Source organism: Catenulispora sp. GAS73 (assembly GCF_041262085.1).
Taxonomy (GTDB): Bacteria; Actinomycetota; Actinomycetes; order Streptomycetales; family Catenulisporaceae; genus Catenulispora.
Genome location: NZ_JBGCCM010000038.1, coordinates 80,194 through 93,919 on the forward strand (window position 1 = coordinate 80,194; position 13,726 = coordinate 93,919).

The following is a 13,726-nucleotide window of genomic DNA, read 5'->3' on the forward strand; positions in this document are numbered from 1 at the left end:
CGAGAGGTCTTCCCATGCGGAGAATATCCGTCCTTTCGGCTGCCCTGGCGCTGGTCGCCGCCGGTGCGGCCGCGTGCTCGTCGTCGGCGGGCCACTCCTCGTCCGGCGCCGCGGGCTCGGCCGCCTTCGACCCCAAGACGTGCCAGGGCGGCACGCTGGAGGTCCTGAACCAGGACAGCATCAGCAAGCTGGACCCGGCGCGCATCTACACCTCCGGCGGCGGCAACATCCCCTCGCTGCTGTTCCGCACACTCACCACGCGCAACCGGCAGCCCGGCCAGGACGGTGCCAAGCCGGCCCCGGACCTGGCCACCGACCTCGGCACGCCGAGCGACGGCGCGCAGACGTGGACGTACCACCTGAAGGACAACATCTTCTTCGAGGACGGCACGCCGATCACCTCGGCCGACATCAAGTACGGCATCGAGCGCTCGTTCGCGCCGGAGCTGCCCGGCGGCGCCCCGTACCTGCGCGACTGGCTGGTGAACGCGGCGAACTACCAGGGCCCTTACAAGGACCCGGACGGCATCGCGGCCATCGAGACCCCGGATGCGAAGACCATCATCTTCAAGCTGCGCAAGCCCGAGGGCGACTTCCCGCTGCTGGCCACCGCCACGCAGTTCGCCCCGGTGCCCAAGGCCAAGGACACCGGCGTCGACTACGAGAAGCACCCGATCTCCTCCGGCCCCTACATGGTCGCCAGCTACGACAAGAGCAAGACCCTGGACCTGGTGCGCAACCCGCACTGGTCCTCGGCCAGCGACACCCTGCGCTACGCCTGCCCGGACAAGATCGACGTCACCTCCGGCCTGAACCCGGCGGTCATCAACCAGCGCATCGCCACCGGCACCGGCCAGGACGCGAACGCGGTCACCACCGACACCACCATCGGCCCGGACCAGCTGGCGCAGCTGAACAGCAACCCCGCGCTGGCCAAGCGCGTGGCGCACGGCGAGTTCCCGGCGACCACCTACATCGCCTTCAACACGAAGGTGAAGCCGTTCGACGACATCCGGGTGCGCGAGGCGATCTCCTACGCGATCAACCGCACCACCGCCGTGAACGCCGCCGGCGGCACCGCCGTCGCCGGCGCCTCGACCACCTTCCTGCCGCCGCAGAAGGCGCTGGGCTACCAGCAGTACGACGACTTCCCGGCCGGCGACACCGGGAACCCGACCAAGGCCAAGGACCTGCTGGCGCAGGCCGGCTACCCCAACGGCCTGACGGTCACGCTGTTCCACGAGGCCGACGACGCCAACGGCTTCGGCCCGAAGCTGGCCACCGCGGTCCAGGACGCGCTCAAGGCGGCCGGCATCACGGTGAACCTGAACCCGGTCGACGACAACAGCTACTCGGACGTGACGAACAAGCCCAGCAGCGAGCCCGGCATGTCGCTGCAGTACTGGGGCGCCGACTGGCCCTCCGGAGCGCCGTTCCTCATCCCGATCTTCGACGGCCGGCAGATCGTCGCCAGCGGCGGCAACTTCAACCTGGCGCAGCTGAACGACCCGAGCGTGAACGCCGAGATCGACGCGATCAACGCCATCACCGACCCGCAGCAGGCACAGGCCCGCTGGGGCGCACTGGACGCCAAGCTCGGGCAGCAGGCGCTGACCGTGCCGCTGTTCTACGAGAAGGACGTCGCCCTGTTCGGCAAGAACGTGAAGAACGCCGTCCCCGACGGCTGGCGAGGCCAGTACGACCTCGCCCGCATCTCGATCAAGTAAGGCCCCCGCGTTGACCACCACCATCGAGGCGGCGGCGGGCTCCGGCCCGTCGTCGCCCCCGCCGCTCCCGTCCCCGCCGCGTCCGCGCGGCGCGATCTGGCGGCGCCTGCGCAAGGACAAGGCCGCCGCGGCCGGCATGGTCATCATCACGGTGATGGTGCTGGTCGCGGTGTTCGCGCCGGTCCTGACCGCCCTGGAGGGCCAGAACACCACCTCCCTGCACCCGGAGCTGGTCGACTCGGCCACCGGCGGCACGCCCCTGGGCTCCCTCGGGGGCATCAGCGCCAGCCACTGGCTCGGTGTAGAACCGCAAACCGGCCGCGACCTGTTCGCCCGGCTCGTCTACGGCGCCCGGATCTCGCTGGGCGTCGCGATCGGCGCCACCGCGCTGCAGGTGCTCTTCGGCTTGTCCGTGGGCATCGCCGCCGGGCTCGGCGGCCGGGCCACCGACGCCGTCCTGAGCCGGCTGACCGACCTGTCGCTGGCCTTCCCCTCGGTGCTGTTCGCGATCGGGCTGATGGCGATCGTCCCGGCCTCGATCCCGCGGCCGCTGATCCTCGCCGTGGTCATCGCACTGGTCGGCTGGGGCAGCACGGCCCGACTGGCCCGCGGCCAGGCGCTGTCGCTGCGCACCCGTGACTACGTGGCCGCCGCCAAGCTGTCCGGCGCGCCACCGCTGCGCGTGGCCCGCCGGGAGATCCTGCCCGGGCTGGTGACCCCGATCCTGACCTACGCCGCGCTGCTCGTTCCGACCAACATGGTCTCCGAGGCCGGGCTGTCGTTCCTGGGCGTCGGCGTTCGGCCGCCGACACCGTCGTGGGGCCAGATGCTCTCCGGCGGCACCACCTGGTTCCGGCCCGACGTGATGTACGTGCTCGTCCCCGGCGGCGCGCTGTTCCTGACACTGCTGGCGTTCACGCTGCTGGCCGACGGCGTCCGCCGGGTCCTGGACCCGCGCAACACGGAGGTGGCGGCATGATCGGCTACCTGATCCGCCGGGTCGTCGGCGCCGTGGTCGTGCTGCTGGCGCTGTCGGCGATCGTCTACGCGCTCTTCTACGCCGGCCCCTCCGACCCGGCCCTGCTGGCCTGCGGCAAGGGCTGCACCCCGGACCGGCTGGCGGTCGTGAAGTCCTCGATGGGCCTGGACAAGCCGCTGGTCGACCAGTACCTGTCGTTCCTCCACGGGATCTTCTTCGGCCGCGACTACTCCTCCGGACCGAGCGTCCAGCACTGCCCCGCGCCATGCCTGGGCTACTCCTTCGAGACCGAGCAGCCGGTGACCACGATCCTGGGCAGCGCGCTACCGGTGTCGGCCTCGCTGGCGTTCGGCGCCCTGGCGCTGTCGCTGCTGGTGGGCATCGGCGCAGGCCTGGTGACGGTGCTCAGCCGGCGCCACTGGCTGGACCGCGCACTGAACGCGGTCGTCCTGGTCGGCTACGCCACGCCGGTATTCCTGGTCGCGCTGGTACTGCTCATCGTGTTCTGCTCCGACCTCCAGTGGCTGCCGTTCCCGACGTACGTGCCGCTGACCCAGGACCCGGCCGCCTGGGCCCAGAACCTACTGCTGCCCTGGATCGCGCTGGCCTTGATCGCCGCCGCCGCCTACGCCCGCATGACCCGGGCGCAGACCCTGGAGATCCTCAGCGAGGACCACGTGCGCACCGCGCGCGCCTACGGCCTGCCCGAGCGCCGGGTCATCACCGGGCACGTGCTGCGCGGCGCCCTGACCCCGCTGGTCACGATGGCCGCGATCGACCTGGCCAACATCATGACCTCGGCGGTGCTCACCGAGACCATGTTCGGCCTGCCGGGCATCGGCCAGGCGCTGGTCAGCGCCGTCGGCAGCACCGACCTGCCGGTGATCGTCGGCGTGACGCTCACCGCCGGCGCGGTCTACGTCGTGGCCAACGCCCTGGCCGACGTCCTGTACGCGGCGATCGACCCCCGAGTGGAGCTGACATGACCGCGACGAACCCGGTGCTGGAGGTCAAGGGCCTCAGCATCGACTTCCCCATCCGAGGCGGCGAGGTCGTGCACGCCGTCAAGGACCTGAGCTTCTCGGTCCGGGCAGGCTCGGCACTGGGCATCGTCGGCCAGTCCGGCTCGGGCAAGAGCGCCACCGCGCTGTCCCTGCTGGGCCTGCACCGCGGCACCCCGGCCCGAGTCTCCGGACAGGTCCTGGTCGACGGCGTGGACCTGGTCTCAGCCACCGACACCGAGGTACGCAAGCTGCGCGCCTCGAAGATCGCGATGGTGTTCCAGGACCCCCTGACCGCACTGGACCCCTTCCACACCATCGGCGACCAGATCTCCGAGGTCTACCGCCTGCACACCAAGGCCTCCCGCGCCGAGGCGCGGGCCCGCACGATCGAGGTCCTGGAGCAGGTGCGCATCCCGGACGCCGCCCGACGCTACCGCGCGCACCCGCACGAGTTCTCCGGCGGCATGCGACAGCGTGCACTGATCGCGATGGCCCTGGCCTGCCGACCGGCGGTACTGGTCGCAGACGAGCCGACGACGGCCCTGGACGTGACGGTGCAGGCACAGATCCTGGACCTCCTGGCCGAGGTGCAGAGCGAGACCGGAATGGCGCTGGTGCTGATCAGCCACGACCTCGGCGTGGTCGCCGGAACCGCCGACGAGGTGGTGGTGATGCATCAGGGCGTCGCGGTGGAGAACGGCTCGGCAGAGCAGGTACTGCTGGATCCGCAGCATGCTTATACGCAGGGGCTGCTGGCGGCGATGCCTCGGCTGGATTCACCGCTGCCAGAGCGGGCGCGTGGTGCCTCAGACGCCTCAGCGGACGAGCCCGACGCCGCCGACGCTGGCGCTGGCGACCGCACCGACGCCGAGCCGGACATCCTGGTGCGCATCGAAGGCGTAGCCAAGCAGTACCGGCGCGGCGGCGCACTACTCGGCCGCCGTACCGAGCCGGTACGCGCGGTAGACGGCGTCAGCCTGGAGCTGCGAGCCGGCGAAACCCTCGGCCTGGTCGGCGAAAGCGGCAGCGGCAAGACCACGTTGGCGCGCATGCTCGTGCGCCTCCTGGAGCCCTCGGCCGGCAGCGTGGTATTCAGCGGCACCGACATCTCCGCGATCCCGGAACGCCAGCTCCGGCCACTACGCCGCGACCTACAGATGGTCTTCCAGGACCCGCTGTCCTCGCTGAACCCACGCCGCTCCGTCGGCGAAACCATCGCCGACCCGCTACGCATAGCGGGACAGTCCTCAGACACCGAGATCCGCACCGCAGTACGCGAACTCATGACCAACGTCGGCCTCGACCCCGAGTCCTACGACCGCTTCCCCCACGAGTTCTCCGGCGGCATGCGCCAACGCGTCGGCATAGCCCGCGCCCTGGCCCTACGCCCAAAGCTCCTGGTCTGCGACGAGCCGGTAGCCTCCCTGGACGTCTCAACACAGGCGGTGATCCTGGACCTACTCCGCAACGTCCAGCACGAATACGGCCTCACCGTGGTATTCGTCGCCCACGACCTAGCCGTAGTCCGCCAGATCGCCGACCGCGTAGCAGTAATGCGCCACGGCCGCATCGTCGAACTCGCGGACGCCACAACCCTCTTCGACGCCCCCCAACACGACTACACGCGCACCCTACTGAACGCGGTACCAATCCTCGACCCAGCAGCCGCCCGGGCCCAGCGCGCACGCCGCCGCGAGGCACTGGCGGCGGCCTGACCAAGACACGCTCGGGAAGCCGCGCCACCCGCCGCACGGCTTCCCGAGCAGTTTCGGGCCGCGAGCGGCGACGGGCCAGCGCGACCGGCCATATCGTGAGGGGGTCCGAAGGACCATGCGGGGTGTTGGTTCTGGGTCCCTCGCCGCGTCGGCGGGCTCTGCCAACCTGCCCGGTTTGGCGGTGTCAAGCCGGACGAGGGGCGACCACAGCAGCAGGGGTGCGGCTTGATTCCGCCAAACCGGGCTGGTTCCGTTTACGGCGACGACGCGGCGAGGGACCCAGAACCCGGCGACCACAAGCAACACCGCCGGTAAGCAGCGCAACGCAGGCAACAGCGGATAGAAAGCCGACCAGTCGCGGGCCGCCGCCCCCGAGCAGGTCGCGCGGGTCGCCCCCTCGCTGTAGAGCGCCCGCCGGAGGCCTCAAGGTGCCCACCACGCACGACGATTGCCGCCTACGACATGCGCAGTGACTCGGACCGCCGCGCGATCGTGCCCACGAAAACCGCCAGCCGCCAACGCACCGCCGCCGACACCTGAACCGCCGCGCAGTCTTGCTCACGAAAACCGCCAGCCGCCAACGTGACCCAGTGTCCGAGTCGAGCATGCCGGCATTTTGTTAGGGAATTATCGCCCCTTATACACAGATATAGCACGCGCCACCGACACCAACACCGACACCAACACCACCCCCGCCACCACCACCCACACCCCAACCAAACCCACCGGAATTTCGCCGATCAGGCACATCCGCCCAGAACCAGCAATGCTGGAAGAACCCAGCACCGCAGAACGAAAGGAAGGTGGTCTGCATGGCGACCTTCATGGACGTACACAAAGGATTCGTCGGGGTGACCGGCGACCAGTTGCAGGAGGCGCACGCGGCCGACCTCGCCATCGAGGCGAGCGAGGGCGTGCACTTCGAGAAGGCCTGGCTCGATCCCGAATCCGGGATGGTCTTCTGCCTGTCCACCGGGCCGAACAAGGAAGCCGTGAAGCGGGTCCACGAGCGCGCCGGCCATCCAGCCGACGAGGTCTACGAGGTGCCGATCACGGTGTGAGAGCACCCAGCGGACCCAGAGCGCCTAGCTCTCCGCACCCGCACCCTCAGCGACAGTCATCTCGCTTCGCGCGCCCGCCCGCCGCAACCGCCACCCCGCATACGCCACAGCCCCCAAAGGAATCGGCAGCACATACGTCAACGCCCTAGCCAACAACACCGCCGCCGTAACCCGCGCAGCCCCGGCCGGATCCAAACCCACGGCCAAGTACGCCGTCAGCCCCAACTCAATCACCCCGACCCCGCCCGGCGTCACCGGCACCGCCGACAGCACCCGCGCGAGCGCGAAGCCGGCCAGGCACCGGCTCCACGGGACCTGCGACTGCGGCACCCCGCACGCCAGCAGGCAGGTCTGGAACACCAACAACCAGCCCAGATCGTTCCCGATACTGGCCAATGTCAGCCGCCCGCTACGCGCCCTGAGCAGCTCCACCGAGTCGTCACGAAACCGCACCACCACCGCCGCGATCGTCGTCGGCGCCGTCCGGCGCGCCAGCCGAAACACGCGATCGGCCCAGCGCTGTGCGCCGCGCCCGACCGCGTGGGCCGTGTGCTCGTCGCGCAGCGACCGGCGCACCACGGCCACGCCGGCGATGAAGGCCCCCGCACAGATCGCCGCGCCCAGACACAGCGTCGCAACAGCACCGTTGCCCGACGTCAGCCGCCCGGTACCGGCCAGCACCAGCACGACCACGGCCGGCGTCGCCAGCTTGGCCAGCGTGCTCCACACACCGGTGACCCCGGTGTAGACCGCGAACGAGCGCCGGCTCAAGCCCCAGCTGGACAGCATCCGCCAGCTCACCCCGACCGACACAGCACCCCCAGCCGGCACCGTGTTCGCCACAGCCGTCGACGCCAGGTTCACCGCGGCCGCGCGCCGCAACGGCAGCCCCGGGATCGCGGCGGCGATGAACACCCAGTTCGCGAGCAGATTCACCGCAGCAGCCGCCAGCACCACCACCGCCCAGCCCGAGGTCAGCGCCCGGAAGGTGCCCAGCACCCCGTGGTACGACGCGAGCTTGGGCAGCCCGTAACCGAAGGCTGCGACGCACACCACCGCCGGCACCAGCACCGCGACCGCGCGCCGTGCCCGGGCACCAGCCCTCCCCACGTCAGCCACGACAGCCCCCTCCGGCCTCTGACAAGAGCACCACCAAGAGCACTGACAAGAGCACCCTGATATCGAAGGAGGTTAACGGACCGGGCATAACTATGCATTGTTGTTAGGCCCGGCCCCACCGAAGGAACACGAAGGCGTTACGCCCCGGCCACCCGCGCGTTGTGCACGCGAAGCCGAACCGTCACCGCCGCCAGCAGCGGCACCGCGACGCCCAGCGCCTCGGCGCGCGCCACCAGGTCCCCGAAGATCTGCTCGGCCTCGACCGGAAGGCCGACCGACAGGTCGCGGAACAACGACGAGGTATCGTCGCTACCCTGCGCGGTGAGCATGCCCCGGTAGACGTCCAGCTCCTTATCCGAGACCGGATATCCGGCCGCCGCCGCAACCGACGCGCCCTCGCCCAGCACCGTCTCGGCCAGCGCCACACCGCCAGGCACCGCCGCGACCTCGCCGACAGTGCCGCTCCCAAGCACGCAAACCGCCCCCAGCGCGGAGATGAACGTCCACTTCGACCACATCCCCGACAAAATCCGCTCAGACAGCGCCGTGTCGAACCCGGCGTCGGACAACTCGGCGTGCACGGCCTGAATCCGCTCGTCGAGCCCCCCATCGCGACGGCCGTAGGCAAGTCGGTGCATCGGCGCCAGCCGCAGGATGTCGCCATCAGCATCGAGCGTGGTCATGACGTAGGCGATGCCACCAAGCACCGCGTCCTCCCCGAACCGCTCGACCAGCACGTCGATCTGCCGCATCCCATTAAGCACCGGCAGGATCAGCGTGTCCGGACCGACCGCAGGCGCCAAGTCGGCCACCGCCCCGAGCAGGCCGGACTCCTTCACAGTGAGCAGCACCAGGTCATACGGCCCCTCGACCGTGTCAGCGGTGACCAGCTTCGGCTCCAGCACCGTCTCCTCGCCAAGCCCGACGATCCGCAGGCCGCGCTCCCGCAGCACCCGGGCCCGACCCTCGCGGACCAGAAACGTCACGTCCCGCCCAGCCTGCACCAACCGCCCACCGAAGTACCCGCCGGTCGCCCCGGCTCCGACGACGAGAATCCGCATTCCGCACCCCTCCTGGGAAACAACAGTGGTCCTCAGCGCGCAACCACTCCACCCACGTGATCATTCCCACGGCCCGGCGCCCCAGGCACGCCGACGGCCATCCGTTCGGAGCAACGGATGCAGCATCCAGCCCGGCGGATGGCGAGTCTGGAGGGCATGAAGTCTCTCATCAACCCCCGAACCATCGCGCGCCTAGCCGCCGCCTGCGTCGCCATCACCGCGCTCGCGCCGGTCACCGCCGCCGCCTCGACCCACGACCTCTGCGACGGCCACAAGTGGTCGCTGTTCGGCTGCCGCCACGACCTGGGGCAGCACCGGGTCCACCTGCCTGAGGAGGCGCTGCCCGGATCAGGCCTCGCGGTCGGTACGGCGGCGCGCGGCCCGGACGGTACCGATGCCCGCGAGTAGTGCGGTCAGCGCGGTGACCGCGCCGAGGGCTGCTGACATGGGGACTCCGGTGTCGGGGAGGCTGTGGGCCTTCTTGCCGGTCTTGTGGAAGGGCAGGCTCGGGTAGTGCTTCTTGGACGTCGCGTGCTTGGGCGCGGGGGGTGCCGTCGCAGCGTGCTGAGGCGCGGCGGAGGGCACGGCGGCCGGGGCCAGGGCCGCCGGAGCCTCGACCAGACCCCGCTGTTGCGGTGCCGGTGCCGTCCCCGGCTCCGGGTGGACCGGGAAGCCGACGGTCCCGGCCTCCAGGTCGAAGCGGATCGGGCCCTGCGCGAACGCCGGGAACCCGATCAGAGTCCCCGACGTCGCAGTCGAAGGCGCATCGGCCACACTCACGCCGGTCCCGGACCCAGTGCTGTAAGCGGCCGACCACCCCGCCTCCGGAACCCCGACGACCAGCGAGCGCCCCGCCAGCCAGGTCCCCGCCGGTCCGCCGGGCACGTTGAGCGCGAACTCCGGCGTGCCAGTGTCGAACATCGCCGGACCGCAGTGCTTCGCCAGCGCGCCGCCCTCGACGCAGGTCTGCACGGCGCGCGGGTTCCACGACGGCGGTGCCGCCGGCAGCAGCGCCGACCGCACGTGCCGGTGGCTGCCCGCCGGGGTCCTCGGCAGCTGTGCCAGGCCGTAGCCGGCCGCCGGGACGTTCAGCTGGATCTCACCGCTGACCTGCGAGGGGTCGTAGCTCACCGCGAACTGCCGCCCGATGGGGCCGCCTGCGGCGTCGTGCAGCGCCCACAGCGGGTTCACCAGCCCGGAGATCTCCTCGGGGCTGACCCCCATGATGCCGTCGAGCACGCCGCCGAACATCGCGGGCTTGGCGCCGTGCGCGGCCGGGCAGTCGGGCTTGTCCGCGAAGCAGTCGGTCCAGCGGACCAGCTCGATCGGCAGCGGACCGGTGTGGTAGCCGTTCATGACCACGTCGGCGTCGGCCTGGTCGCCGTGCAGCTGGATGCCGCTGCCGTAGCCGTAGGCCGCCGCCGGGCCGGTGACGGTGACCGCGCCGGAGGGGATCTTGTCGGCCGCGACGCGGATCCCGGTCGAGCCGGTGTCCAGCAGCATCAGCAGCTGCACGCCGCCGATCTCGACCGTGACCACCGGCCGGGGCGCGGTGTCCGGGTCGGCGACCGAATAGGGGATGGAGCCCGACCCCGCCGCGGGTCCTGAGGGCACCGGACGTGCCGCCGCCGTCGCCGCACCGCCCGACGAGGCGGCGAGCAGCCCGCCGACCAGCCCGATCAGCCCGATCGCCGCCGCCGTTGCCGAGAACCGTGTGGCCAAGGTCCGAATCCGTCCGCCCGAGGTTGCCGAAGACGCGCCTACTCTGGGCGATCAGGACCCGGAGACACGAATCGCTTGCGCTGAACGGATGAAGGCATCCCCGATTCCGCTCGCGCACCCCTGGACGACGTGGAAACCTGGCCCCCATGAAGCCGACCGAAGCAGCCATCGGCGCACCGTGCTGGGCCGAACTCGGCACCGCCGACGTCCCGAAGTCGGGCGAGTTCTACACCGCCCTGTTCGGCTGGACCGTCACCACGGACCCGCGCGCCGAAGCCGGCGGCTACACCATGGCGACGCTGGAAGAAGTCCCCGTCGCGGCCATGTCCCCGCTCTACGCCCCGGGCCAGCCGGTCGCCTGGACGGTCTCCTTCGCGGTCCTGGACGCCGACGCCACGGCCGCCCGGGCCGCCGAGGAGGGCGGCGAGGTCCTGATGGCCCCGATGGACGTCTTCGACAACGGCCGCTTCGCCGTCCTGCGCGACCCCACCGGCGCGATGTTCACCATCTGGCAGCCCCGCTCCTTCCACGGCTTCGGCCTGTGGGACGAGCCGGGCGCGCCGTGCTGGGCGGAGCTGGCGACCCGCGACGTGCCCGCCGCGAACGCCTTCTACCAGGCCCTGTTCGGCTGGTCGATCAGCGACGACGCCTATGCGCACCTGAGCGCCGGCGACCGCCAGTTCGGCGGCGTGCAGGACATGAGCTCCTCGGGCGTCCCGGACGCCGTGCCGCCGCACTGGCTGCTCTACTTCCGGACGGACAACGCCGCGGCGGCCGCGGAACAGGCGGCAGAACTGGGTGCACGCACCCTGACGCAGACGTTCCACCTGCCGGGCACCGGCTACTTCGCGACGCTGCGGGACCCGCAGGGCGCCGTGTTCGCGCTCTACGAAGCCGAGCGCGAGGACGCCACCGCCGCCTGAGCCGGCCTCAGCGGACCAGCTCTTCCAGCAGCGGCCGGTAGTGCTCGAACCCCGGGACGACGGCGTCGGGATCCTTCGCCTCCTCGTCCCAGCGACGCAGCGCCACCGCCCGCACCGCGTACTCGCCGGCGGCGAACCGCTCGGCCTCCTCGGCGCTCATCGGACCGCCCTGCACCTGGAGGGTGTAGACGGACGCCTCCGACAACTTCTCGAAGTACCCGGGCTCGGTGGCGCACAGGTACCGCTTCGCGGCGACGTGCAGCCGCACCGGCTCGGTGACCGACTCCGGGAACCACGTGCCGAGCCAGTCCGCGCCGACGTGGCTGTGCCGGTTGTCCGTGCCGGACATCAACTCGTCGCCGCTCACCGGGCCGGTGAAGTGGCCGACGTCGTGCAGGAGGGCGGCGGCCACCAGCGACGGCGGGGCGCCCGCGGCCTCGGCGAGCGCAGCGGCCTGGAGCATGTGCGCGGACTGGGTCACGGCCTCGCCGAGGTAGTCGTTCGCGCCCTGCTCGGCGAACAGGGTCGCGATCGTGTCGACGGGATCCGCTGCGTTCGCTGCCTTCATCGTGCCGCTCCGTTCGTTTCGATGGATCCGCGGCGCAGGACCGCGAGTTCGCTGTACGCGCCGTCCAGATCGGCGTAGCAGCCTTGCAGGTGACGCGGTCCGCCGGCGCGGAAGCCGGTGCGCGCATGCAGGACGCGGGTATTGTCGAACACGACGCAGTCGCCGGGCTCCAGCCTGAAGGTGAGCTGCGCTTCGGCGCTGTAGAGGATTTCGGCGAACCGCCGGTAGGCGGCGTAGAAGGCGTCGATCTGATCGGCCGGCAGCGCGATCGGCCGCATCGAGCGGTTGTTGAAGCGGATCTCGCGGATCCGGCCGACCGGGTCCACGCCGATGAGGGGCCGGGTCGCGGACAGCTCCGTTGCGGCGTCGGCGTAGCGGAAGGTCACCGGCGTCCGGGCGAGCAGGTCGAAGGCGGCGGGATCCGCTGCTCGAAGCAGCGCTGCCGCAGCGAAGCCGTCCACGAGGCCTGAGTCCCCGCCGTCGGCAGCGTTCACCAGGCAGTGCAACAGCTGGATGGTCGGGACGGGATCGCGGTACGGGTTGTCGGTGTGCGGCGTGATCGGCAGGCTGCTGAAGGCCAGGTTCGTGGGCTGGTCCTCGACCCGGACCTCGAAGACTTCACCGTAGTTGGTGCGGCGTACAAAGCCGAAGGACTCGGCCACCGTCAGGACCGCACGGTCGGTCACCGGGACGCCTCGTAGCAGGAGGAAACCCTGGCGCTGCAACGCCTCCAGGCCTGCGGCCCGCTCGACCGGATCCTGGTGGAACGCCGACCACGAGCCGGTGGGGATCGCACCGGCGAGGTCAGCAGCCTGCCACAGCTGTTTGGCATCCTCGGAGCGGTCGTCGGCCAAGGCACCGTCGAGCCGGTGCGCCGCCAGCCAGGCGTGCGTGAAGCGGCTGCGGTGATCGTCCGGTGCGAAGACGACGACCACGGCGTCCGCGTCCTCTTCGACCCGGGCTATGCGTGTGTCCGGCGCCAGATCGGTGATGCCATGGAGCTTCTGCTCGGTACCCGGTGCCACGCAGTCGGCGCAGGAGCAGTTGTCACGCAGCCACAGCGCGGGATAGTCGGAGACGGGAAGCGTCATGAGCGGTCCTTCTTGACGTGATCGCGCGCCAGCGGTGCGGCGCCGAGGGAGTTGCGGATGGAGAAGGCGACGGCGTCGCCGCGATAGACGTCCTCGGACCATTCCAGGGGCCGGCCGTCGTGGTCGGTGGTGCGGCGGTGCTCGCGCAGCAGGGCGGCGCCGGGCTCGGCCTCCAGTAGTGCGGCGTCTTCAGCGGAGGCGTTGACGGCCTCGATGGTGTGCTGCGCGTGCGCGAAGAAGATCCCGTACTCCTCCAGCCGCTCACAGACCGACTCCCGCTCCAGATCGACGAACCCGAGCAGGGACCCGGCCCGGTCGGCGTACGCGGTCCGCTCGATCATCGCCGGCCGTCCTGAGAGCAAGCGCAGGCGGACCAGGTACACCACCTGCTCCCCCGCCGTCAGAGCCAACTGCCGTGCCTCGACCTCGGTGGCGGCCCGCCGCTCCAGCAGCACCACCCGGCCGGAGGGCACCTCGCCGATGGAGCGCGCCCACCGCGAGAACGATCGCAGCTCGCTGAAACTCTGCACGCGGGGCTCGGCCAGCACGATGCGGCGCGCGCCCTGGTGCGAGGAGATCAGGCCGTCCTGGCTCAGCGCGGCGAAGGCCCGGCGGACGGTGTTGCGGGAGGCGCCGTAGCGCTCGGAGACCTCGTGCTCGGAGGGCAGGCGGGAGCCCGGCGGGAAGCTGCCGTCGGCGATCGCGTCGCGCAGGGTCGCTGCCAGGTCCTGGTACATGGCTGCCGGCATGGCGTCT

13 protein-coding genes are annotated in these 13,726 nt (G+C 70.9%); 7 read left to right on the forward strand and 6 right to left on the reverse strand.

Annotation, left to right across the window (positions count from 1 at the left end):
* Positions 1 to 14 precede the first annotated feature (14 nt).
* From ABH935_RS41020 to ABH935_RS41040, 5 genes are all read left to right on the forward strand, one after another.
* Positions 15 to 1,727: an ABC transporter substrate-binding protein gene (locus ABH935_RS41020; RefSeq protein WP_370383381.1), complete on the forward strand. Its 1,713-nt coding sequence runs from the start codon at positions 15 to 17 to the stop codon at positions 1,725 to 1,727.
* Positions 1,728 to 1,737: 10 nt separating this feature from the next.
* Positions 1,738 to 2,706 (forward strand): ABC transporter permease, encoded by a 969-nt coding sequence (locus ABH935_RS41025; protein WP_370383382.1) that lies wholly within the window; start codon positions 1,738 to 1,740, stop codon positions 2,704 to 2,706.
* Positions 2,703 to 3,692: an ABC transporter permease gene (locus tag ABH935_RS41030; RefSeq protein WP_370383383.1), complete on the forward strand. Its 990-nt coding sequence runs from the start codon at positions 2,703 to 2,705 to the stop codon at positions 3,690 to 3,692. Before ABH935_RS41025 ends, ABH935_RS41030 begins: the two co-directional genes overlap by 4 nt.
* A complete protein-coding gene (locus tag ABH935_RS41035) occupies positions 3,689 to 5,425 on the forward strand; it encodes an ABC transporter ATP-binding protein (protein WP_370383384.1) in 1,737 nt (578 codons plus the stop codon). The genes ABH935_RS41030 and ABH935_RS41035 overlap by 4 nt, the downstream gene beginning before the upstream one ends.
* 812 nt (positions 5,426 to 6,237) lie before the next feature.
* A complete protein-coding gene (locus ABH935_RS41040; protein ID WP_370383385.1) occupies positions 6,238 to 6,486 on the forward strand; it encodes an SCO4226 family nickel-binding protein in 249 nt (82 codons plus the stop codon).
* A 24-nt stretch (positions 6,487 to 6,510) separates the two neighbouring features.
* On the opposite strand, the gene ABH935_RS41045 is transcribed toward ABH935_RS41040, so the two are convergent.
* Both ABH935_RS41045 and ABH935_RS41050 read right to left on the reverse strand, forming a co-directional pair.
* Positions 6,511 to 7,605, reverse strand: a complete 1,095-nt coding sequence (locus ABH935_RS41045; RefSeq protein ID WP_370383386.1) for a YbhN family protein — start codon at positions 7,603 to 7,605, stop codon at positions 6,511 to 6,513.
* Positions 7,606 to 7,742: 137 nt separating this feature from the next.
* The gene (locus ABH935_RS41050) at positions 7,743 to 8,666 is read right to left on the reverse strand and encodes a ketopantoate reductase family protein (protein WP_370383387.1); all 924 of its coding nucleotides are present in this window, start codon (positions 8,664 to 8,666) and stop codon (positions 7,743 to 7,745) included.
* 156 nt (positions 8,667 to 8,822) lie between these two features.
* Between ABH935_RS41050 and ABH935_RS41055 the strand changes: the two genes are divergently transcribed.
* Positions 8,823 to 9,074, forward strand: coding sequence for a hypothetical protein (locus tag ABH935_RS41055; protein ID WP_370383388.1), 252 nt, complete (start codon positions 8,823 to 8,825; stop codon positions 9,072 to 9,074).
* Here ABH935_RS41055 and ABH935_RS41060 read toward each other — a convergent pair.
* Positions 9,015 to 10,388: a hypothetical protein gene (locus tag ABH935_RS41060; RefSeq protein ID WP_370383389.1), complete on the reverse strand. Its 1,374-nt coding sequence runs from the start codon at positions 10,386 to 10,388 to the stop codon at positions 9,015 to 9,017. The two genes, ABH935_RS41055 and ABH935_RS41060, sit on opposite strands and share 60 nt — an antisense overlap.
* Positions 10,389 to 10,534: 146 nt before the next feature.
* Here ABH935_RS41060 and ABH935_RS41065 point away from each other — a divergent pair, with 146 nt between their 5' ends.
* Positions 10,535 to 11,311 carry a VOC family protein gene (locus ABH935_RS41065; RefSeq protein WP_370383390.1) on the forward strand — a complete coding sequence of 259 codons (777 nt, stop codon included), beginning with the start codon at positions 10,535 to 10,537 and terminating at the stop codon, positions 11,309 to 11,311.
* 7 nt (positions 11,312 to 11,318) lie between these two features.
* Here the strand turns inward: ABH935_RS41065 and ABH935_RS41070 are convergent, their stop codons facing one another.
* Genes ABH935_RS41070 through ABH935_RS41080 form a run of 3 tightly spaced genes read right to left on the reverse strand, consistent with a single transcriptional unit; the run spans position 11,319 to position 13,719 of the window.
* Positions 11,319 to 11,879 (reverse strand): phosphonate degradation HD-domain oxygenase, encoded by a 561-nt coding sequence (locus tag ABH935_RS41070; RefSeq protein WP_370383391.1) that lies wholly within the window; start codon positions 11,877 to 11,879, stop codon positions 11,319 to 11,321.
* Positions 11,876 to 12,970 (reverse strand): TauD/TfdA family dioxygenase, encoded by a 1,095-nt coding sequence (locus ABH935_RS41075; RefSeq protein ID WP_370383392.1) that lies wholly within the window; start codon positions 12,968 to 12,970, stop codon positions 11,876 to 11,878. The genes ABH935_RS41070 and ABH935_RS41075 overlap by 4 nt, the downstream gene beginning before the upstream one ends.
* Positions 12,967 to 13,719 (reverse strand): GntR family transcriptional regulator, encoded by a 753-nt coding sequence (locus ABH935_RS41080; protein ID WP_370383393.1) that lies wholly within the window; start codon positions 13,717 to 13,719, stop codon positions 12,967 to 12,969. The genes ABH935_RS41075 and ABH935_RS41080 overlap by 4 nt, the downstream gene beginning before the upstream one ends.
* Positions 13,720 to 13,726 lie beyond the last annotated feature (7 nt).